The sequence below is a fragment of the Novosphingobium nitrogenifigens DSM 19370 genome, from assembly GCF_000192575.1.
Classification (GTDB): Bacteria; Pseudomonadota; Alphaproteobacteria; order Sphingomonadales; family Sphingomonadaceae; genus Novosphingobium; species Novosphingobium nitrogenifigens.
In genome coordinates, this window is sequence record NZ_GL876927.1 from 25,769 (window position 1) to 45,233 (window position 19,465).

Annotated in this window: 20 protein-coding genes and 1 tRNA gene; 11 read left to right on the plus strand and 10 right to left on the minus strand. The window is 60.9% G+C overall.

What is annotated here, in order from left to right; genetic code table 11:
• The first annotated feature begins 288 nt into the window (after positions 1-288).
• From Y88_RS06970 to Y88_RS06980, 3 genes are all read left to right on the plus strand, one after another.
• Complete coding sequence (locus Y88_RS06970; protein ID WP_008067865.1) at positions 289-2,256, plus strand: hypothetical protein; 1,968 nt, start codon at positions 289-291, stop codon at positions 2,254-2,256.
• Positions 2,257-2,399: 143 nt separating this feature from the next.
• Complete coding sequence (locus tag Y88_RS06975; protein WP_008067866.1) at positions 2,400-2,858, plus strand: excisionase family DNA-binding protein; 459 nt, start codon at positions 2,400-2,402, stop codon at positions 2,856-2,858.
• Positions 2,859-2,866: 8 nt separating this feature from the next.
• On the plus strand, positions 2,867-3,457 hold the full coding sequence (locus Y88_RS06980) for a PIN domain-containing protein (protein WP_008067867.1): 591 nt from the start codon (positions 2,867-2,869) through the stop codon (positions 3,455-3,457).
• A gap of 63 nt (positions 3,458-3,520) precedes the next feature.
• Here the strand turns inward: Y88_RS06980 and Y88_RS06985 are convergent, their stop codons facing one another.
• The 4 genes from Y88_RS06985 to Y88_RS06995 form a co-directional block, all read right to left on the minus strand.
• The gene (locus tag Y88_RS06985) at positions 3,521-4,816 is read right to left on the minus strand and encodes a glycoside hydrolase family 130 protein (RefSeq protein WP_008067868.1); all 1,296 of its coding nucleotides are present in this window, start codon (positions 4,814-4,816) and stop codon (positions 3,521-3,523) included.
• Positions 4,817-4,825: 9 nt separating this feature from the next.
• Complete coding sequence (locus Y88_RS06990) at positions 4,826-7,087, minus strand: glycosyltransferase family 4 protein (RefSeq protein WP_008067870.1); 2,262 nt, start codon at positions 7,085-7,087, stop codon at positions 4,826-4,828.
• Between the two features lie 9 nt (positions 7,088-7,096).
• Positions 7,097-7,234, minus strand: a complete 138-nt coding sequence (locus tag Y88_RS19350; RefSeq protein WP_008067871.1) for a hypothetical protein — start codon at positions 7,232-7,234, stop codon at positions 7,097-7,099.
• A 183-nt stretch (positions 7,235-7,417) separates the two neighbouring features.
• Positions 7,418-7,822 (minus strand): YegP family protein, encoded by a 405-nt coding sequence (locus tag Y88_RS06995; RefSeq protein ID WP_018076094.1) that lies wholly within the window; start codon positions 7,820-7,822, stop codon positions 7,418-7,420.
• Positions 7,823-8,126: 304 nt separating this feature from the next.
• Here Y88_RS06995 and Y88_RS07000 point away from each other — a divergent pair, with 304 nt between their 5' ends.
• The 3 genes from Y88_RS07000 (at position 8,127) to Y88_RS07010 (ending at position 9,038) form a co-directional block, all read left to right on the plus strand.
• Positions 8,127-8,312, plus strand: coding sequence for a hypothetical protein (locus Y88_RS07000; RefSeq protein ID WP_018076093.1), 186 nt, complete (start codon positions 8,127-8,129; stop codon positions 8,310-8,312).
• Positions 8,309-8,530 carry a hypothetical protein gene (locus Y88_RS07005; RefSeq protein ID WP_008067873.1) on the plus strand — a complete coding sequence of 74 codons (222 nt, stop codon included), beginning with the start codon at positions 8,309-8,311 and terminating at the stop codon, positions 8,528-8,530. Before Y88_RS07000 ends, Y88_RS07005 begins: the two co-directional genes overlap by 4 nt.
• A gap of 301 nt (positions 8,531-8,831) precedes the next feature.
• Entirely contained in the window at positions 8,832-9,038 is a 207-nt protein-coding gene (locus Y88_RS07010) for a cold-shock protein (protein WP_008067874.1), read from the plus strand.
• A 174-nt stretch (positions 9,039-9,212) separates the two neighbouring features.
• On the opposite strand, the gene Y88_RS19145 is transcribed toward Y88_RS07010, so the two are convergent.
• Positions 9,213-9,485, minus strand: a complete 273-nt coding sequence (locus tag Y88_RS19145) for a hypothetical protein (protein ID WP_157132604.1) — start codon at positions 9,483-9,485, stop codon at positions 9,213-9,215.
• A gap of 111 nt (positions 9,486-9,596) precedes the next feature.
• Between Y88_RS19145 and Y88_RS07015 the strand changes: the two genes are divergently transcribed.
• On the plus strand, positions 9,597-10,415 hold the full coding sequence (locus Y88_RS07015; protein WP_018076090.1) for a transglutaminase-like domain-containing protein: 819 nt from the start codon (positions 9,597-9,599) through the stop codon (positions 10,413-10,415).
• 532 nt (positions 10,416-10,947) lie between these two features.
• Here the strand turns inward: Y88_RS07015 and Y88_RS07020 are convergent.
• The 5 genes from Y88_RS07020 to Y88_RS07040 form a co-directional block, all read right to left on the minus strand.
• Positions 10,948-11,238 (minus strand): ribbon-helix-helix domain-containing protein, encoded by a 291-nt coding sequence (locus Y88_RS07020; RefSeq protein WP_008067889.1) that lies wholly within the window; start codon positions 11,236-11,238, stop codon positions 10,948-10,950.
• A 4-nt stretch (positions 11,239-11,242) separates the two neighbouring features.
• On the minus strand, positions 11,243-11,890 hold the full coding sequence (parA, locus tag Y88_RS07025; protein ID WP_026167075.1) for a ParA family partition ATPase: 648 nt from the start codon (positions 11,888-11,890) through the stop codon (positions 11,243-11,245).
• An 82-nt stretch (positions 11,891-11,972) separates the two neighbouring features.
• Positions 11,973-13,166, minus strand: coding sequence for a helix-turn-helix domain-containing protein (locus Y88_RS07030; protein ID WP_008067891.1), 1,194 nt, complete (start codon positions 13,164-13,166; stop codon positions 11,973-11,975).
• Between the two features lie 651 nt (positions 13,167-13,817).
• Complete coding sequence (locus Y88_RS07035) at positions 13,818-15,209, minus strand: aminopeptidase P N-terminal domain-containing protein (RefSeq protein WP_008067892.1); 1,392 nt, start codon at positions 15,207-15,209, stop codon at positions 13,818-13,820.
• 10 nt (positions 15,210-15,219) lie between these two features.
• Positions 15,220-17,502 (minus strand): TonB-dependent receptor, encoded by a 2,283-nt coding sequence (locus Y88_RS07040; RefSeq protein WP_169333637.1) that lies wholly within the window; start codon positions 17,500-17,502, stop codon positions 15,220-15,222.
• Between the two features lie 185 nt (positions 17,503-17,687).
• Between Y88_RS07040 and Y88_RS07045 the strand changes: the two genes are divergently transcribed.
• The 4 genes from Y88_RS07045 to Y88_RS07060 all read left to right on the plus strand — a co-directional run.
• Entirely contained in the window at positions 17,688-18,152 is a 465-nt protein-coding gene (locus tag Y88_RS07045; protein WP_232280961.1) for a YybH family protein, read from the plus strand.
• Between the two features lie 10 nt (positions 18,153-18,162).
• Entirely contained in the window at positions 18,163-18,735 is a 573-nt protein-coding gene (locus Y88_RS07050; protein ID WP_008067896.1) for a helix-turn-helix domain-containing protein, read from the plus strand.
• Positions 18,736-18,859: 124 nt separating this feature from the next.
• A tRNA-Gly gene (locus Y88_RS07055) sits at positions 18,860-18,933 on the plus strand.
• Positions 18,934-19,130: 197 nt separating this feature from the next.
• Positions 19,131-19,465, plus strand: a 335-nt coding sequence (locus tag Y88_RS07060) for an Arm DNA-binding domain-containing protein (protein WP_040702449.1), incomplete at its 3' end; no start/stop codon positions are given.

The following is a 19,465-nucleotide window of genomic DNA, read 5'->3' on the forward strand; positions in this document are numbered from 1 at the left end:
TATGAAGGCAGCTACGACACAATGCGTTCGATAAGAAATTTCTAATTGAATGCATTGGGCTATAAAGGATCTTTAGTTTGAGGCAATGAATACCCGAGCAAGAGGATCAACCCACGATAGCACGATCATTTCAAGCACATGCACACCCTCAGTCGATTATAGCTACTGAGAAATTGGGTCATAAACCGCCCTCCCCCATATACCTGCGGACGAGAGGTCGATAGGGAGCGCGCCCCTCGGTGTCGCCACCATGAATGACAACCTCTCGATCCCGGATCCCTATTTTCAATGCAATCTTCCAAGGCCGCAGCGCGCGGTAAACGTGCCGAACAAAAGCCTGCCGCTGCCTCATCGACCAATCGCCCCGGACCAAAGGCCGCGCCTGTAGTCGAGTTCCCCGAACCGCTGTTCGCCGACTGGATTGAACCCGGCACCTTTCATGACGCGCTGGCCTTGCACATGCAGCGCCATGGTGACAGCTGCTGGCAGTTATGGCGCGGCATCATCCGGCCCGGGGACACATTCAACCGGCACACGATTCAGAACTGGGTCGCTGGCTCCCGCATCCCGCGCACACTTTCCAGCCTGCAAATGCTCAATCGGATCGAGCATCGCTATCGCCTGCCAGAAGGGTATTTCCGCGCCATGCTGCCCCACCAGACCCGGGCGCCGGGTGGCCTCAAACTGAAGGGTGTTGTCGCCTCGGAACAGCGCCGACTTGCCTGGCACCTGCCCGATGATTTCAACCTGCGCCCTTTGAAAGAACGTAACGATATCCTTGCCTGGGTGCGCGAACACATCCTGTCGGGCGCCACGGACTACCGCCGTTTTCAGGCTGCCGCGATGAAACAGCGCTATGCCATTCGCTTTCCGGCCCTGACTGGCAGAAGACCAACCAAAAACATTATCCCCGATGGCGTCGATCCGGACTTGTTGGCCGCCGCGAGGGATGCTCCGCCCGGGTTGGCCAAGGAAATGGCCGACTTGGTGCGTTTCAAGACCGCCACGCTCACCGCTATCGGCTTTCGCCGTAGCGGTGTTTGGAATGAGGAAACCTCGGCCCAGAGAATTGAGCATTTTGGGCTGATGTTTGGCGCGCTGGCCGCGGCGCCCAAAGGCGAAGTGGCTGGCTTCGGCGTACCTCTGGCCGATCTGAGCTTCGGGCTTTTGATCTTCCCAACGGTTTGGGACTGGTATGTCCAATGGCGAGAGCGACGTCGCGGCTTCTACACGGGTTGGGAAGCCGACATGCTGCGCCTGATCGGTTCGCTGACGAGGCCAGAGACAGGCTGGATCCGCCAGACCCCGCGATTGGCGGAAAGGCTGTGCCCGATCCCCAACCTGATTTCTGCGGAGGAAATCGAGGCCGCGCGGCAGGACTGGGAGGCCGCCTGCGACACTGTCCATACCCATGTGCTCGCCCGCGCCCGCGAAATTGAGCGGGTGGCGCAAGTTCACCGTGATCCCTTCGAGCCGATCCTGCCCATTCTCGAGGCAGACAGCCCGGTGGGCGAATATCGCAAGATCACCGAGGAAATCCTGCGCACCCTGCCCGATGAGCGCCGCTATCCACGGCAGACCGCCGAAGCGATCCGGTCCTTTCTGATGCTGCGTCTGGGCCTGCATCTTGGTCTGCGGCAGAAGAACCTGCGGCAGTTGATGGTGTGCCTGCCCGGCAGGCCGCCCCGCACCGAACGTCAGTTGGAAAGTTTGAAGCGCGGCGAAATCCGCTGGAGCGACCGCGCCGATGGCTGGGAGGTGCTGATCCCCGCCGTCGCCTTCAAGAACGCGGATTCCTCGTTCTTTTCTGGGCGGCCATTCCGCCTCGTGTTGCCCGATCTGGGCGATCTCTATCGACATCTGGCGGCCTATATCGAACGCCATCGTGCCGCCCTGTTGGCGGAGGCCGAAGACCCCGGCACGCTATTCGTCAAAACCGTGAAGGCAACAAGCCGCGATGCCGCCTACGACCAGAACACCTTCTACGAAGCGTGGCGTTTGGCCATCCAGCGCTATGGCATCTGGAACCCATATACCGGCCGGGGCGTGATCAAGGGCCTGCTGCCCCACGGCCCCCACAACATCCGCGACGTGCTGGCCACCCACATCCTGAAACAGACCGGCTCCTATGAGCAGGCCAGCTATGCCATTCAGGACACGCCGGAAATGGTTGCCAAGCACTATGGGCGGTTCTTCCCGCAGGACAAAGCGGCGCTGGCTGCGACCATCTTGAACCAGGTCTGGTTGGCGGCTTGAACGCGCCTCGTTCTCTGGACTAGCGTCTCCATGCGCGATCAAACCACAGAGGGGGACGAGGGCAATCCAGTCAGCGCGTTCACATTTCGTTGCGAATATTTCGATTATGCGCTATTGGATAAATCCAAGACGGAGAGCCTGCCATGACCCTACCTGCCCATTCCGAGCCTTTCGGTGGTCGCCTGCCCTCTGCCGATGATCGCCAGATCGCCAACCAATTGCGCCAAATTCTGGCGGCGCATAAAGCTGGCGACGCCACGTTGCGCTTGCAGGTGCCAGAGGAGCGCCAACCGGTCGAGATCACATTGACCCCGGCAATGTCCGATCTCCTGCTCGACGTTTTGCGCCATGTTGGCAGCGGTCATGCTGTAACACTCGTGCCGATCCAGGAACTTCTGACCACGCAACAGGCGGCGGATCTGCTCAATGTCTCGCGTCCGCATCTGATCAAGCTGCTCGAGCAGCAGGCCATGCCGCATTCGCTGGTTGGCCGGCACCGGCGTGTGCGCGCCGAAGACGTGTTCGCCTACAAGGCCAAGCGAGATGCGGAACGCGGTCAGGCACTTGATGATCTGATCGCAGGCGATGCCGATCTGATCTGACGCCAGCCATGTTTGCCAATCGATATACCGCCCTCGTCGATGCCTGTTCGCTGGTCAGCATCTGGCGCCGCAATCTGCTTTTGAGCTTGGCGGAAGCCGAATTTTTCCGGCTGCGCTGGTCGCAAACCATTTTGGACGAGACAGAAAGGGCATTGGCCAAGCTTCACCACCAGCGTGGCAACGCTGACGGTGACGCCCGTGCACGCAAGGCTATTGCGGCAATGACAAAGGCCTTTCCCGAGGCGATGGTTGATGACTTTGCTCAGCTTCTGGCCAATCCTCTCGGACTGCCGGATCCGAACGACGAGCACGTTATTGCTGCGGCGGTCAAAACTCAGGCTCAGGCCATCGTCACCGAGAACATCTCTGATTTTCCTGCCGAACTGCTGGGCAGACTAAACCTCGAAGCCCGCACCGCTGATGAGTTCATTGCGGACACCATCGCGCTGGAGGAAGGCCTTGCCATCCCGGCGATCCGCAACATGCGCTTACGCCTCAAGCGGCCTGAGATGGACGCCAGCGACCTATTGCGATCATTCGAAGCCCATGGATTGTTCGAGACCGTCACCGTGCTGACCCAGCACAGCGGCTCGATCTGAACGCTGCTGCCCTCAGTCGCGGCGCTTCGTAAGACCGGAGCTTTACCGCCGACGCTTTCGCCTCTATCGGTAAGCTGGAGCCAACATTGCCAGCAGGCTGTCGATTTTCACCGTGGCGACAGTCGAGAACGTGTCAGAGATGGCGTATGGCAGGATGATCCATGCACCGTGGCGCATCGCGCCGCAGGAATAGACAACATTGGGCACATAGCCCTCGCGCGTTGATTTTTCCGGCTGGACCAGCGGCAGGTGCGACCGGCCAAGCACGCGCGTGGGATCATCCTTGTCCAGCAGCACGGCGCCGATGGAATAGTGCCGCACAGGCCCGACGCCATGGGTAAGCAACAGCCAACCCTCATCCAGTTCGATCGGCGAGCCGCAATTGCCGATCTGTATGAACTCCCAAGGAAATTCCGGTGTGAGGATCGGTGTGCCAAGACCCCATTCCAGCAGATTGTCGGAATAGACCAGATGGAGGCTTTCATTGTCGTGACGCGCGATCATCGCATAGCGCCCTCCGATCCGCCTTGGGAACAGCGCCATGCCTTTGTTCACGGCAGCGGGACCCTTGAGCGGGGTCAGGCGGAAAGTCAGGAAGTCGCTGGTCTCGATGAGTTCCGATCGGATCGCCTGACCGCTGTAGGCCGTGTAGGTCGCGTAATAGGTCGTCTGCCCTTCCTCGATGAAGGGTACGAAGCGGGCATCCTCGATGCCATTGGCCTGCGCCTCGGTAACGGGGAAAATCACTCTTTCGGTGATGTCGCTGTCTGCCTCGAAGGCAAGGTCAAGCTTGTCGCCGACGCGCATGGTCACGCGGGGCAGGCTGGCGAGGCGGGTCGGGGGCTCGATCATCAGCGTGCCATCGGCCAGGAAAGTGCCGCAGCGGAAGGTGAGCGAGGAGATGTGCCCCTCGCCCACCGCCCGCAGCGACAGGATGAAGCGGATGGCGCCCGGTGCAACGCCGCTCTGGTTGGGGTGCGGCACAATGCTGGGGTTGAACAGGGCCGCCGCCTCAAAACTGTATTCGTGCAGGAAATAGGCCCCCACCAGTTGCAACTGGGTTGGGGTGAAACAGCAATGGCTGGAGAAGGCGTCCTCCATCTCCTGCGCGCGCTGCTCGAAAATGGCGGGCAGGTTGCGATGCCGATCATCGAAATTGTCGAGCGTTGCGGCCAGCACAGCCTCGGCCTCCGCCACGTCAAGCGCGAGGACGCGATCGACTATGTGGTTGGCGCGGGTCTTGTCCAGCGGGTTGTAATCGCGTGGCTCGACCGATGGGCGAAAGGCCCGCACCACCACGCGTGCAGGATCGGGCCGCAAATGCAGGGCATGGCGGTTGAGAAAAGAAGGATGGGGCATAGCGTCCTGTCAGGATAAAAGGTTTTGAATGGGAGAGGACGTCAGGATGTCAGGCTCAGGCTGGATCGGCCGGTGTGCCGGGTTTGCCTGTTCCATGTCGGCAAGGGCCAGCAGATAGGCCAGTAACGATTCCGCACCGCGGTTCTCATTGGCGCGATCGGGATGCAGACCATCGCGACAACTGCCGTCGAGTGGGTCGATCAACGACAAGCCCAGATCATTGGCACCGGTGAACCAGGCAAAGGCCTTGTGCGCCTCTGCCAGCCAAGACCGAGAGGCATCAACGGACATCGCGGCAATGCAGGCCGCCACGGTGGCGCAGGCTTCGATGGGCTGTTGATCAAACGGCATAGGCGCAGCGCGCGACACCAACAGGAACCCATGGGAACCCACGGGCCGGAAATAGCCCGCAGGCGCCGTTTGCAGCTCGATCAACCAACGCAGAGCCCGCAGCCCGGCCTGCGTCCAGTCATCCCTGCCAACCGCCTTGCCGGTGATAATCAGCGCCTCGCACAGGCGGGCATTGTCATAGGTGAGCCGGTCTTCAAACCACACCCACTCGCCCGTTTCGCAAGCCAGCAACTGCTGATGCAACCGCTCACCAAGGTCAAGACGGATGTGCATGGCAGCATGATCGCGCGGATGGGCCAGGCAATAGTCGGCCAGCCCCAACAAAGTGAAAGCCCATGCGCGCGGCGAGGTGAAGCCGGCAACGGCATGCAAAGCCGACGCGAACAGCGCGCTGGCCCATGGCGCCATCACACCACCTTCGCGGTATCGCGCGCATCGTCCCAAGGCCCACAGCGTGCGGCCATGGCTATCTTCAGACCCCGTCTCTTCGAGCCAGCGCCGGTCGTAGCCCAGAAAATTGCGAAAACGGCCGTTGTCCGGGTTCCAGCCATGTTGCAGGAAAGCGGCAAAGCGCGGCCGCAGCTTCTCAATCAAAGGGCGCGACGCCGCAGTCGCGCCCAAGGTGCAACACAGCAGCAACGCTCTTGCATTATCGTCGATGCAATAGCCGTGATGCCGGTCGGGCACCGCGAAAACGGCATGTTGGAACAGTCCGGTATCGTCACACATCACCGCCAGATGGCTCAGGTCCACAGGAGGCAGGGTGAGCGCGACGGGCCGCCGGACAGTCTGGAAAGCTTCGCCATAACGCGAGGCGGTGTTGGCCCATGTCATCGCCCGGCTGGCGACATAGGCCTTGCGCCCCATGGCAAGCCGCGCCTCGTCATCAGTCAACAGGTCGGCCACCGCAAGCCCCAAACGATCGGGATCTGCGAAAGGCACAAGCAGGCCCGATCCATCCTCCAGCAGTTCAGCCGCATGCCAGTAGGGCGTGGAAACCACCGGACGGCCCAACCCATGCGAATAGGCCAGCGTCCCCGATGTCATCTGCGATTCCACCAGATAGGGGGTGACGTAGACATCGCACATCGCGATATGATCGAGCAGTTCAGGCCTTTCGACAAAGCGGTCGATAAAGACCACATGTCCGTCAAGACCGAGCGTCGTTACCTTCGCGCGCAGGCTTTCCCGATAGGCCTCTCCGTCCGCGCGCAACAGAGCGGGATGAGTCGCTCCCATCACCACGTAAAGCGCATCAGGCACCATTGCCAGCACCACCAGCATCGCCTCGATCATCGTCTCGATGCCCTTGTTCGGGCTGATCAGCCCAAAGGTCAGGATGATGCGGTGATGGGCAAAGCCCAGTTTTTCCTTGGCATATTGCGGAAGAACCAGCGGCACTTCCGGGATGCCATGGGGGATCACCAGAATCTTGGCAGGATCGGCACCATATTGGTCAATCAGGATCCGCCGCCCCTTGCGCGCCATCACCACCACCCGCGCCGATGCCGCGATGATGGCTTCGATCACGCGGCGCTGGCCATCATTGGGCTGGTCCAGCACGGTATGCAGCGTGGTGACCAGAGGCGCATCGACCGCCGCGATCAGATCGAGAATGTATTCCCCCGCCCCGCCTCCATAGATGCCGAATTCATGCTGGAGGCAGACAACGTCGTAACCCTGCGTATTGATGAAATCAGCCGCCGCTAGATAGCCGCCACGGTCATCCTGCGCGACCGACCATCGCACTTGCGGGGGAAAAGCATATTGCCCACCCGGATCGCACATGGCGATGATCGCGGTCTGCGCCACCTCGGGCAAATGACGCATCGCCAGTTCCAGGTCGCAGGTGAACGTGGCAATGCCGCAGCGCCGTGGCAGCGCGTTGCCGACAAAGGCAATGCGCAAGCCATCGGTCACGGACTTGTCCTAGAGCTTGCCTTTCGGCTTGCGCGTGGCGGCCAGTACCGGCGATGCCTCGATGCTCAGGGGCGTAGGGGCCTGCTTGCTCTTGGCGGCCTTGGGTTTGCGAATTTCACGATTGCTGCGTTTTTGCGATTTTGCCATGGTTTTGGCTCCTTATGCCTTTTGGGGTGGGGCGATGGACGTTGTCGATGGCCAAACAGGCCATTGCGCCCAAGACTGAACGGCACCGACAGACGGTCAGCGGGCAAGCCTGCCTTAAGCGATGGAATGCATCGCCATGGCGGCAAAGCCTGATGTGACCGCATTGCCGGGGCCCAATTCACATCAATCTTTTTCGGCATCCCTGATCCGCGCCGCTCCGGCCGATTGCCGCAGTGCGTTAACCGCAGCCAGACAATCATCATGGCGCGAATAGGCGCCACCCGACGCGTTTACATGGCCGTCAGCTGTGCACAGGCGCCAACGCCATTGCACTGCGGCTTGGCCGAAGGCTGCCGGTGATGGGAGGACCGAATAGATCTCGAAATAGGATTCTGCACGATCATTGGAAACCCACAGCGGAATAGAGCGCCATGGCGATGTTCCCCGCAAATCCTGCCCACTCTCGGCGTCGATCTCGCACCCCGCATTTTCGGCATGGCGCGCCGGCCGGGTGAAAGAGCCATGAAGAGCGCGGCCCCCCAGGCGACAGGAAATATCGGAAACAATGTGATCGAGATAGGTGGACATGTCCGTCCTCTCGGCTGGCAAGCGGGAGCACATATGTCTCTCTGTCACAGGGAGCTTGCAGCGAGGATTCTCGTGATGCTTAGGCAATAGCATGACTTCATTTTTTCGACTAACGATATTTTCAAAACAGACAGCGCAAGGTTTACGGTTTTAGAAAATTATGGATTATCAATCAGACGAAAATAAATATGAGACCTTACATTTTTAAAAAAATTATCTATATAAAAAATATCGCGGAAATCGTCTGGTAGGCAACCTCGACTGAGAGACAGAGTGCTCCCGCTTACGTGAATGGAGCCAAAACATGGATCTCAATCAACTTTATCAACGCCATCAAATTTTGCTGATGCGCGCCAGTTCCGCATCCAGCAATAATGCGTGCCGGAACCACAAAAGCGAGGCCGCAGGCATTGCGCGCCGCATCGAGGCTTTTCAGAACGCGCTCGGCGCCTTGGCAGCACAATCCTGGCGGCCGGAGATGGTCCGATGAGCCGCGCGATGAACATTGGCCTGCCCGAAGCGGATGTGGCCGCCATCTGCCAGAAAGCAGGGGTTCGGATCAGCGACATCGAAACCCTGCCATCGGGAGGGACGCATCTGGTCTGTGTGACCAGTGAGGGCGCCGAGGATATGCGCGGCAAGCTGAAAGGGCATTTGATTGAAGGCCGCGTGAAGCGCTTTGCCTTTTATCACCTCCGTCATTCCTGATGGTGGTTGGCGCGGGCCTTGGTCTCGGCGGAGCTGGCACCGTCGAGCCGCTGTGTAAAGGCACCATCGTCAGTGGCAGGCGGCCAGGTGCGATTTTGGAAATTTCCTCAAATTTCTTGATTGAAAAGCACAAGCGATTAAAGTTGACTTTCGAAATTATTGCCCTATAGGATTAACCGCTAACGTCGTTTGCGACAGAATTTGACTCCGATGAATTCGGATTTTCTTCCTTTCACTTACCACCAGCTCCATCTGCAATTTTGCGGATGGGTTCTCCTGTTTTCGTGAAAAGGAAACATTTATGACTATCGGCACCGTCAAGTTCTTCAATACAGACAAAGGTTATGGTTTCATCGCGCCCGAAAATGGCGGGAATGACAGCTTCGTGCATTTCAGCGCTGTTCAGCAGGCCGGCATGGCCACGCTCAGCAAGGATCAGCGTTTGAGCTATGAAGTCGAAACGGATCGTCGCGGCAAGCAGTCCGCGATCAATCTCGCTTCCGCCTGATCCAGACAGCCCCCGGTGTCGATCACGATGCCAGGGATTGTCCGTCGCGGCACGGAACTTTCCGGCGCCGCGAAGGCCCGCGCCCGGCCTGCTTGATCCGCAAAGCGAGATCGCAGGCCGGGCGCGGGAAACGCCATAACGGGCTGCCGACACGGTGGGTTGATCGCAAATCCATCAAAACGCACCGATCAGTTCGCCTGACCAGCGCCCAATCGCCGGTCGGAAAGGATCATCGTGGCTACCACAAGCAACCATTACAGAGCATGTGCCGAAAAGAGCCTGCGTGACGCGGAAGTCAGCAGCCTTGCCAATGTGCGAGAACGGCATCTGCATTCGGCAAAAGCATGGCAAACCATGGCCGAACGCGCCGCCCGGGTCGAGCAGGCCCGCCAGCAGCAGCAGGACATGACCTCCCTCGCCCCTGTTCAAAAAACGCAGGATGACCAAGGAACGAATTCCTAAGGCATCATCCGGTTCTGGGCCGGCCCCATGCTGACCCCGGGATCCTATCGGGTGGCGGGATTTGGCGCTTCACGTCTTCGAAAAAGGACATTCCCCATGCGAATCCGCGCTGGCTACAACATAGGTTTCACATGCGAAGCGCCGGTGCCCATGCTGGCCAAGCTGAGCGTTCATGCTTCCCGCAACAAGGATCTGCGCACCGCACAGCGCATTTTCACGACGCCTGAAGTGCCGCTCTATGATTATGTCGATGGCTTCGGCAATATTTGCACGCGACTGACCATGCCAACTGGCGGCATCACCATTTCTTGCGGCTTTGTCATCGAGGATCGCTTCGAACCTGATGAGGTGGACCTTGGCGCACGGCAGGCATCACTCGCCGAATTACCCGACGATGTGCTCCATTTTCTGCTCGCCAGTCGTTATTGCGAAACAGACAAGCTCACAGACATTGCATGGGGCTTGTTTGGCCATCTGCCCATGGGCTGGGGTCTGGTGCAGGCTATTGTCGATTATGTCCACGGTGCAATCCGCTTTGACTATATGGCTGCCCGCCCGACCAAGACCGCATGGGAGGTGTTCCACGAAAGAACGGGTGTGTGTCGGGACTATGCCCATCTTGCGATTGCCCTGTGCCGCTGCATGAACATTCCAGCGCGTTATTGCACCGGATATCTGGGTGACATGGATCTGCCGGCGGTGATCGGCGATATGGACTTTTCCGCCTGGTTCGAGGTGTGGCTGGGCGGGCGCTGGTTCGTCTTTGATGCAAGGCACAATTTCCCCCGCAGCGGTCGCATCCTGATGGCGCGGGGGCGAGATGCCGCCGACGCTGCCCTCACCACGACCTTTGGGGCGGTGACGCTCTCCCGGTTTGACATTTACACTGATCAGGACTGTCTGACGCAAGATTGATACAACCACCTTGATCCGCAGTATCTGGGAAGGGCGTAAATTCTCTTCGGCCACTGAGATGAACGGGCCGACAATCCTCGTAAAGTCCTAAAAGTCAAGCCAATTGTGAAGAACACGTGGTCGGCTTGTCGAACAATGCTACAACGCTGATCTTGCCCTTGATCGCCGCGAGAACGAGCGCACTGAGGCGGCTGGGATCAGCACCAGATCGGCTGACTCGTCCACCCTGCAGGCAGCACTGTCAGCATGATGTCCAGTGTTAACTTCGATGAAAGTAGTTGCCTGCTCCTTGTCCGACACGAAATCCCTGGACCAGCACCCATCCTTGAAGTCCAATTATTCACGCCGTGGCGAGCTTGCCGAAATCCGTATCGCAAAATGAGTACCAAGCCGGCCTTGAAAGCCTACTCCAAGAGCGCATCGCCGCAGGCCTTGCTGGTGAGGTGAGTTCCAAAAGTCTTGCCGCCATCGTGGAAGTGGAAATGCTTTCCCCCATTTCTGATGATGAGCGCCTGAAGCGGCCCAAGGCGGATCACTCCCCCACAGGGCTCTGGCCATATTTGCGCAGCACATCATCGAAAGCCTCGGCCATCAGTTCCTGAAGGCTGAGGCCATGCTTGCGGGCGCAGACATGCATCGCCAGCGACATCTCGGGCGAGAAATAGCCTGCGATGGCCTTGCGACCGGCGCGGCTGTTTGTCCTCGGCGGCGTACTGATCGACATTGATGCGGCGACTGCCTCTTCATTGTCGGGCACGGCAAGCCGAGCTTGCGGCTTTGAACTGGCCTTAGGCTTGTCGGCGAGGTTGGCAAATCGGCTCATCTGCTCACACTCCCTCATGTGCGGTGGTGGACATGTTCACCTGTGCGATAGTCCACGCATGAATCGCAGCTATCTCTGCAGCTGCCTTGCCCTCGGGCTCGAACTCGACGACCGATGCGCCCGCTGCGCTGGCATGACGATAGACAGCACGGTCGGGCAGGATATTCGGGCATGCTTCGATCCCGAAGCTCTGGACCAGTTCGATGGCCTCCTCATACATGCGTGGCGCATGGTGCGGACCGGCGGTGAAGACCACGAACGCAGGTTTGTCGAACAGGCGCACAAGACTGACCGTAGTCTTAATCGCGGCGAGATCAAAGGCGCTGGGGCGGCAGGGGATCAGCACCAGATCAGCAACCTCAACCGCCCTGCTAGCCGCGCTGTCGGCATGGGGCGGCGTGTCGATCACGATGAAGGTCGCCCCTTGCGCCTTAGCTGCATCAACCTTGGCCTGAATACGCGGCGGTGCGCTGTCGATCACCTCTGGCGCCTTGTCGGCACGCCATGCGCCCCATTGGCTGGCGGTGGCCTGCGGGTCGGTGTCGATGATGAGCGCGACGGCCCCAGCGGCTTCGGCTGCGGCAGCGAGGTTTACCGACAGGGTGGTTTTGCCCGATCCGCCCTTCTGGCTGACGATGGCGATTATGGTCATGGCGATTTCCTTGCCCGTCCCCATGTGAACATGTGGGCTTGTGAGAGAATGGACCTTTGGACGCGTGAGATGTTGGACAGGTTCACCCATCCGGTGCGACGCGCCGCTCCATGCCGACCATCAACCTCGCCGTGAGATTGGCCAGAGGTCCAACCTGCGGCTCGATCAAATGATCAGGCGCTGGGGCTTTTGGCGGGACCTCTTGGGCATTGCGCTCAGTCGCGCGGAACAGTCCGGCGAGGTTCACCCCTGCTGAACCTGATTTCCGCACCATGCCCGCCAAACAGCGGGCCGGAGAGCCGACCCGATAGCGATGGCCCGGCGGCAATTCGGTATTCCGATCGATCAGCAACACGCTGAGCGCCGCCCGTTCCCGCCCGAACTGCTGACAAGCCCGGCCCCAAGTGCTCTGGGCGATGCCAAGCCGCCCACAACTGCGCCACGAGGCTTCAACGAGGTTGGGCCAGGTCGGGCCGCCCAACGCCTCGACGATGCCGCGATAGCTCTCGGTGGCCACGACCAGCGCGGTCGCAGGCCGGATGCGCTCCAGCGGATCGCTGAGCCGCGTGGTACGCCTTCGTGATGAGTTTTTGTTCTGTATATTGGGTACGCAGTTTTCTTCCGGCGCGTCGGAAGTTTTCAGTGCACGGGGCTCTGGTTCGGGTGCGGATTCGATGGCGGCGAGCATGGCGGACAAAGCCTCGCGGATAGCGATCAGGCGATCGATGCTGGTGATCCGCGCCGTGCGGCCATCGGGCAGGATGGTCTCCGCCCGCTTGCGCAGATCCTCGTGGCCTGCCTCACGGATGCGCTGGCCCAACTGGCGGATTTCAGCGCGGCATTGCTGGATGGCGCGGGCCTGCAATTCCAATGCCTCGGCCTTGGTCTGCATCTCGGCATAGCGTTCGACCAGCGGGGCCAGATTGATGCCTGCTGCCCAGACCACGATGCCATCCTGCCGGTCGCCAGCGCGCTCACCGTTGATCCCGGCGTTGCGGACGATGAAGCCAGCCTGCTCCAACTCGCGCTCAGCCGAATTGATCGAGCGAGGCGTCAGGCCCAGTTGCTCGGCAAATCGGCGAGCCTGCGTCCAGACCGCGCAGATGCGGCCGGACAGGTAATCGCCATCCATGGTCTTGAGGACGTAGTGCCGCACCAGCGCCACGGCGGTGGAGGACAGGCCAAAGCCTGGTCGTGCCACCTGCTCGAACAAGCGCAGCAAATCGAAACGCCCCACGCCAGCGGGCAGCCCCCTATGGGCAAGGGTGGTGCTCATGGCGCCCCTCCCCACCAATGCTGCTTGTCACGCAGTCGTGAGGGCGATAAGATTCCGCCATAGCCGCACAGCTATTCCAAAAGCCGCTGCGAAGGGTTGCCGCCCTTCCAGCGGTTATTTGCTTGTTAGGCGGGGGCCCCTTGCCGGGGTCATGTTTGGACAAGACGCGAGGCGCGATTTGTGCTAAACAATGCTCATGATATGCTTTTGCGTACGCAGGCAGAGCGTACACCAGAAGCTCTCGTACAAAGCTCGTACACGGCAATTTTGGAGGCTTGATTTTATCGCGTGATTTCAAGCTATTTACGCGAAATTGCCAATCCCCTTCACACGGGTGGGGTCACAGGTTCAATCCCTGTCGCGCCCACCATTCCTTCCAATGACTTAGCGGTCATTTGGGAATGGCCATTCACTGACGCCCCACCAGCCTTGCCGATAAGTCGTGGCGCAGTTGCGTCCGATTGCTGGCATGCGCCTTCCCCCGGCGACCAATGCCATGCACTTTTAATCACCGGGATATGCGTCCCCGTTGTGTCGGCGATGCCCGCTGCAACAGTTTGTCGCATCCTTTTGCGACAAGGGCCTTCGCCGTCCCGCGACGGCGAAGGCCCCTTTCAGCTCATCGAACGGAGTTGCCCCCGCCCCGGCCAATCAGGCCGCAGCCATGACCGCTTCGACTTCGTCCGCCGTCCGCCCGATCGGATCGCCCAGAATGCGGGCGCCGTTTTCACCGACATGGACATCGTCCTCGATGCGGATGCCACCAAAGCCGCGCAACCGATCAAAAGCGTCATAGTCAATGAGACTCGAGTGACGCCCTTCGCCGCGCCAGCGATCGATAAGGGGCGGAATGAAATAGAGCCCCGGCTCGATCGTCACAGTCATCCCCGCGCGCAGGGCCTTGCCCAGGCGCAGACTGCGCAGGCCGAACAGGTCGCTGCGGCGGACATCACCGTCATAACCGACCAGATCCTCGCCCAGCGCTTCCATGTCGTGAACGTCGAGGCCGATCTGGTGCCCAAGCCCGCACGGGAAAGCCAGGGCATAGGCCCCGCTCGCCAGAACATCCTCGATCGCCCCCCGGAACAGGCCGAGGTCATGGAGATCCTCGACCATGATCCGCGCGGCCAGCCAGTGCAGATCGAGATAGCGCACGCCCGGAACGCACGCCGCGATCGCGGCCTGCTGGGCACGCAGGACGGTGTCGTACAACCGCCGCTGAAGCGGATCGAACCGCCCCGAAACCGGGAACGTGCGGGTGATGTCGCTGGCATAGCCGCCCGCGCTTTTCACCCCCGTGTCGTTGACGACCAGTTCGCCGGTCGCGAGCGTCCGGTCGTACCGCAAGTTGTGCAGCACTTCGCCCCGCCCCGACAGGATCGGCGCATAGGCGAAATTGAGGTCCGCCCCTCGGGCGATCCCGGCCATGCACCCGACCACATGGTGTTCGCGCACACCCGGCCGGGTCGCGGCCATGGCGGCATGGTGCATCCGCGCGGTCACCGCCAATGCGGCTTCCATCTCGGCGATTTCCCCGGCCGACTTGATCTCGCGCAGGGTGACGATCGCGCGGACCAGAGCCGGACTGGCGCCCGCCCGCACGGCTTCGGGGGTAATCCCGACGAGCCCTGCGATCAAGAGCAGGATTTCGGCCGTATAAGGCGGCGTATAGGCCACTGTGCGCCCCTGCCCCTGGGCGCGGGCAAGATGCGCGGCACAGGCGGCAAGGTCGCCACCTGCTCCCGCGCCGACTTGCGCGGCCCGTTCGGCCACGCTCGGCGTCACGCCGGTCCAGACGGCGGCATCAATGCCGCCGTCCTCGCCGAACAGCCACGCCTCTCCGCTGGCCCCGTCGACAAGCCCGACCAGATCGGGCTCGTCGATGCCGAAGAAATAGCGGAAGCACCCATCCTGCACGAAGGGATGGTGATTGACCGCAAAATCCATCGGCATCCCGGCATTGCCGGGAATGAGGATCAGGGCGTCCGGCAACGCCTGCGCAAGAGATGCGCGCCGCTGCCGGTAGGTTGCCGCTTCGAACATGCGCCCCGGCTCAGAACTTGTAGCCGAGCTTCACGCCGAACGTGCGCGGCTGGTTCAGCGCGACACGGCGGGTGGTCGGAAGATCGGCCGAGATCGCGGTGGGAAGGTCGGTGGCCCCTGCCTTGTTGAACAGGTTGTTGACGTAGAACGCCGCTTCCCACGGACCCGATGCCGGGTTCACGCCCATGCGCAGGTTGAAGATCGAAAAGCCCTGGCGATGATAGAACGGGCTGGTCGTGTCATAGAGGAAGTTCGCCGGCCCCATGTAGGAATAGTCGACCCGCGCAAACCCATCGAGACGGGCGTTGAGGTGATCGCGATATTCCGCCGAGCCGCTTGCCGTCCACTTGGGCGTGTTGAGCAGCTGGTTGCCGTTCTTGGCCGCCGTTCCCGGCACGTCATTGCCCAGCGTCGCATCGGTATAGCCGAAACCGCCGCCCAGCGTGACTTTCTTCGTCGGACGAAATTCGACTTCGAGTTCACCGCCCCGGCTCTTGGCCTTGCCGAAATTGGCCGTGATGTTGAACCCGCACTGCAACACGATCTGCTGCTGCACCTGGCTCCAGTCGATGTAATAGAGCGAGCCGTTGACAGTCAGGCGATGACCGAACCAGCTCGTCTTGGCGCCGACTTCATAGTTCCACAGGTGATCCGAACCATAGGCGGTCAACTGGTTCTGGCTGAGTCCCAGCCCGGAAACCTCGGTGCCACAGACATTGGCCGGAGCCGGGTTGTTCGGCCCGCCGGGACGATACCCCTTCGAGATCGTCGCATAGATCATCTTGTCGCGCGTCGCCTGCCAGTTCAGGCTGAACTTGGGCGTCACGCCGTGGTCGTGCGACTGGCTCGAAACCGCCGAATAGCCGCCGTTGAACAGCCCGTCGCCGGTCTGGGTAAAGGACTGGTCGACCTGGAACACGCGCAGGCCCGCGCGGGCGGTCAGCGTGCGGGTGATCGCCAGCGAGGCTTCGCCGAACCCGGCATATTCCTTCATCGTCGCATTGCGCGTTCCGGCATAGACCGTCGAATACCCGCTGAAGGGCGCATCGTTGCGATAGGCATAGTCGGTCGGGAACGGGATCGAGGATTCCAGCGGCGCGGTAACGTTGTGATAGAAACCGCCGACGATGATCTGGAACGGCCCCTTGAAATTGGTCCCGACGCGCAGTTCCTGCGTGAATTCCTTGTTGCGGTAATTACCGTACATCGCGACCGGCTCAACCGTCGGGGTGCCGAAATAATAGGCGAGAACCTTGGACGAATCGTCGATCAGGTTGACCTCGCGGTGGAAATACGAGCTCGACGAGGTGATCTCGATCGGCCCGATTTCCTTCTTCACCGTCAGGTTGGCGATCCAGCTTTTCTGGGTATTGGTTTCGTCGATGTCGCGCGCCTGGATCGGATTCTGCAACGATCCGGGCACCGCGTCGAACGTGAACGGCGTGCCGAGGCGACTGTACTGATAAAGGAACGAAGGCTCGATCGTCAGCGTGTCGGTCGGCTTGTACAGCACCGCCACGCGCACGCCGTGGGTGTCATAGGTGTTGACGTTGTGCTGCGGCGCGACGCTGGTGTCGGCGGCAAGGTAATTGGTCGAGGAAATCGGATAGCGGTCGATGTAACCGTCGTCGCGCTGGCCATAGGCCGCGATACGGACCGCCAGCACGTCCTTGACGATCGGCACGTTAATGACGCCGTTGAGCTTCCAGTTGAAGCCGCCGCCTTCGGTTCCCGACAGGTCCGCACCGAACTTGCCCTCGATCTTGGACAAGTTGGGCTGGGCCGTGATGTAGCGCACGGTGCCACCCATCGAGCTCGAACCGTACAGCGTGCCCTGCGGCCCGCGCAGCACTTCGACCCGCGCCACGTCGAGCATCGAGGGATCGATCACCCCGCGCGTCGACAGCAGCGCGGCATTGCTCGACGCCGCGATCGGCGTGTCGTCGAGGTAATAGCCGACCGTCGCGGCCGACCCCGCCGTCGAGGAAATACCGCGAATGATGAGGTTGTTTTCGCCCGGCCCCGACGAGACGACCGAGAGCGAGGGGGCGATGCGCGAAAGGTCATAGACGCTCTGCACCCCGCGCTTTTCCAGATCTTCCGCGCTGAGCACCGTCATCGACAGCGGCACTTTCTGGGCGCTTTCGCTGCGCTTTTGCGCGGTGACGACAATGTCGCCGCCCTCGGATGCACTGGCCGGCTGCTCCTGCGCGTGCGCGTGCGCGCCCGACGCGATGATCGCCATGCCGAGCGCAGACGCACTCCACAGCAGCGTGGAAAAACGGTTCCTCATGTTCATTCCCCTCATTTTTGCTCCCCTTGCGCAATCTTTTGCGCTCACGGCCCCGCCGCGTGGAACAAAGCGTCATAAAATGTTCATAAAATTATTACCTGTGTCAAACTTTTTTGATGGAGCAGAATTTTTATGGAAGGGGCCTGTGTTCTGGTTATGATACGCTCCGGATACGGGAGACCGGCATGACAGTGCGCAGTGCGTTGATGGGGGGAATGATCGCGATGGTTGCAGCGGTTTCGGCAGGTTCATCGGCAGAGGCCGCAACGCCCGCCGCCGCGCGCGCCGCTGTCGAAGCGGTTCTGGCGGACAGCGCGGACGCCTGGAACAAGGCCGATCTCGATCGCTTCATGCACTGCTATGAACCGGCGCCGACCACCCTTTACGTCAGCGGCTCGCACGTGGTCCACGGCACCCAAGCCATTCGTGCGCTCTATGGCGCACGCTTTGACGGCGGCAACCGGGACGTGATGGGACAGCTGTCGCTGGAAATCGTCGATTTCCATATGCTTGGCGGCGATCACGCGTTCGTGTTGGGACGTTTCCACCTGCACCGCGACGCGGCCCACGGCGGCGACGCTGAAGGCCCGACGACGCTTGTCTTTGCCCATGGCAAGGCAGGCTGGCGGATCATTGCCGACCACAGCTAATCAGGCACCAATGACCATTCCAGCATTGGCCGAGGACCAGCCCGGCCTGCCACCAATCGGTGCCGCCATCCGCGATCGTCGAAAGCGCCTGGGCATGACCTTGCAGGCGCTGGCGACGGCAAGCGGCCTGTCTGCACCGTTCCTGTCGCAAGTGGAACGCGACCTTGCGATGCCATCGCTGGTCTCGCTGACCGCGATCGCCGCCGCGCTCGGCGTCGAAATGAGCTATTTCGTGGGCACCCCGCCCCCCGGACAAGTCGTCCGGCGCGGCAACCAGCCCGAACTGCTCCAGATCGGCGCCCCGGCTGTCTACGCCCGGCTGTCGGGCCGGCACGAAGAGCGCAAGATGGAAGCGCTTCACATCACCGTCCCGCCCGGCCTTGCCTCCCCGCTCGCACGCCGCGAAGGCGAAGGGTTCTGGTATGTGCTCGAAGGCCAGCTGAGCGTCTGGATCGGCCAGGAACACTTCGTCCTGGGCCCCGGCGACAGCGCCCATTTCGACCAGCGCCACCCCTATCGCATGCGCAACGAAGGCACATGCGACGTCCGCATGCTCTGGGTCGGCACCCCCGCCCTGCTCTGAGGTCCCGACAAGCAAAGAAATTCGCGTCGGCCATGTTGACGACCCGCCCGTCCTCATGGCAAGGGCGCTTTCTATTCCGCAAAGGGGTTTCCCCTGCGGACGCCGACCGGCCCATTCCCGGTTTGCGGGTGTAGCTCAATGGTAGAGCAGAAGCTTCCCAAGCTTACGACGAGGGTTCGATTCCCTTCACCCGCTCCATCCCCCCTTCAAAAATCATCCGAAGAATGGTATAAAAGCCCGGAAAACCGGGGCTTTTGCGCTCCACTTCGTCCGGATTTGGCCGCCCTTTTCCGCCTGCATCCAGGAAATTTTGGGGGTACTTTGGGGTTTCGTCGTCTGGGCCAGTGAGAGAGACCCCCATCGTGGGGGACTCGTAACGGGAAAGGCGCTGAAATATGCCACTTACCGACATTGCGATCCGAAACGCGAAACCCCGAGAGAAACCCTACAAGCTGGGCGACGCGCTTGGCCTTTTCCTGCTGGTGAAACCGACAGGGGGAAAGCTCTGGCGCGTGAAGTATCGCATCCACGGCAAGGAAAAGGCGCTCGCGATCGGCACCTATCCAACCGTCGGCCTGGCCGAAGCCCGCCGCCGCCGGGACAGTGCGCGTGAGCTGGTCTTCGACGGGCGCGATCCTTCGATAGAAAAGCGGCGTGACAAGATGCGCGCGGAAATGGCCTCGGCCACGACGTTCACCTCCGTCGCCGAGGAGTATTGTGCTAAGCGCAA

Excerpts from the sequence above, each read along its gene's own strand:
- Y88_RS06970 (WP_008067865.1), top strand. The coding sequence starts at position 289 with ATGCAATCTTCCAAGGCCGCAGCGCGCGGTAAACGTGCCGAACAAAAG.
- Y88_RS06975 (WP_008067866.1), top strand. The coding sequence starts at position 2,400 with ATGACCCTACCTGCCCATTCCGAGCCTTTCGGTGGTCGCCTGCCCTCT.
- Y88_RS06980 (WP_008067867.1), top strand. The coding sequence starts at position 2,867 with ATGTTTGCCAATCGATATACCGCCCTCGTCGATGCCTGTTCGCTGGTC.
- Y88_RS06985 (WP_008067868.1), bottom strand. The coding sequence starts at position 4,816 with ATGCCCCATCCTTCTTTTCTCAACCGCCATGCCCTGCATTTGCGGCCC.
- Y88_RS19350 (WP_008067871.1), bottom strand. The coding sequence starts at position 7,234 with ATGGCAAAATCGCAAAAACGCAGCAATCGTGAAATTCGCAAACCCAAG.
- Y88_RS06995 (WP_018076094.1), bottom strand. The coding sequence starts at position 7,822 with ATGTCCACCTATCTCGATCACATTGTTTCCGATATTTCCTGTCGCCTG.
- Y88_RS07000 (WP_018076093.1), top strand. The coding sequence starts at position 8,127 with ATGGATCTCAATCAACTTTATCAACGCCATCAAATTTTGCTGATGCGC.
- Y88_RS07005 (WP_008067873.1), top strand. The coding sequence starts at position 8,309 with ATGAGCCGCGCGATGAACATTGGCCTGCCCGAAGCGGATGTGGCCGCC.
- Y88_RS07010 (WP_008067874.1), top strand. The coding sequence starts at position 8,832 with ATGACTATCGGCACCGTCAAGTTCTTCAATACAGACAAAGGTTATGGT.
- Y88_RS07015 (WP_018076090.1), top strand. The coding sequence starts at position 9,597 with ATGCGAATCCGCGCTGGCTACAACATAGGTTTCACATGCGAAGCGCCG.
- Y88_RS07020 (WP_008067889.1), bottom strand. The coding sequence starts at position 11,238 with ATGAGCCGATTTGCCAACCTCGCCGACAAGCCTAAGGCCAGTTCAAAG.
- parA (WP_026167075.1), bottom strand. The coding sequence starts at position 11,890 with ATGACCATAATCGCCATCGTCAGCCAGAAGGGCGGATCGGGCAAAACC.
- Y88_RS07030 (WP_008067891.1), bottom strand. The coding sequence starts at position 13,166 with ATGAGCACCACCCTTGCCCATAGGGGGCTGCCCGCTGGCGTGGGGCGT.
- Y88_RS07035 (WP_008067892.1), bottom strand. The coding sequence starts at position 15,209 with ATGTTCGAAGCGGCAACCTACCGGCAGCGGCGCGCATCTCTTGCGCAG.
- Y88_RS07040 (WP_169333637.1), bottom strand. The coding sequence starts at position 17,502 with ATGAGGAACCGTTTTTCCACGCTGCTGTGGAGTGCGTCTGCGCTCGGC.
- Y88_RS07045 (WP_232280961.1), top strand. The coding sequence starts at position 17,688 with ATGACAGTGCGCAGTGCGTTGATGGGGGGAATGATCGCGATGGTTGCA.
- Y88_RS07050 (WP_008067896.1), top strand. The coding sequence starts at position 18,163 with ATGACCATTCCAGCATTGGCCGAGGACCAGCCCGGCCTGCCACCAATC.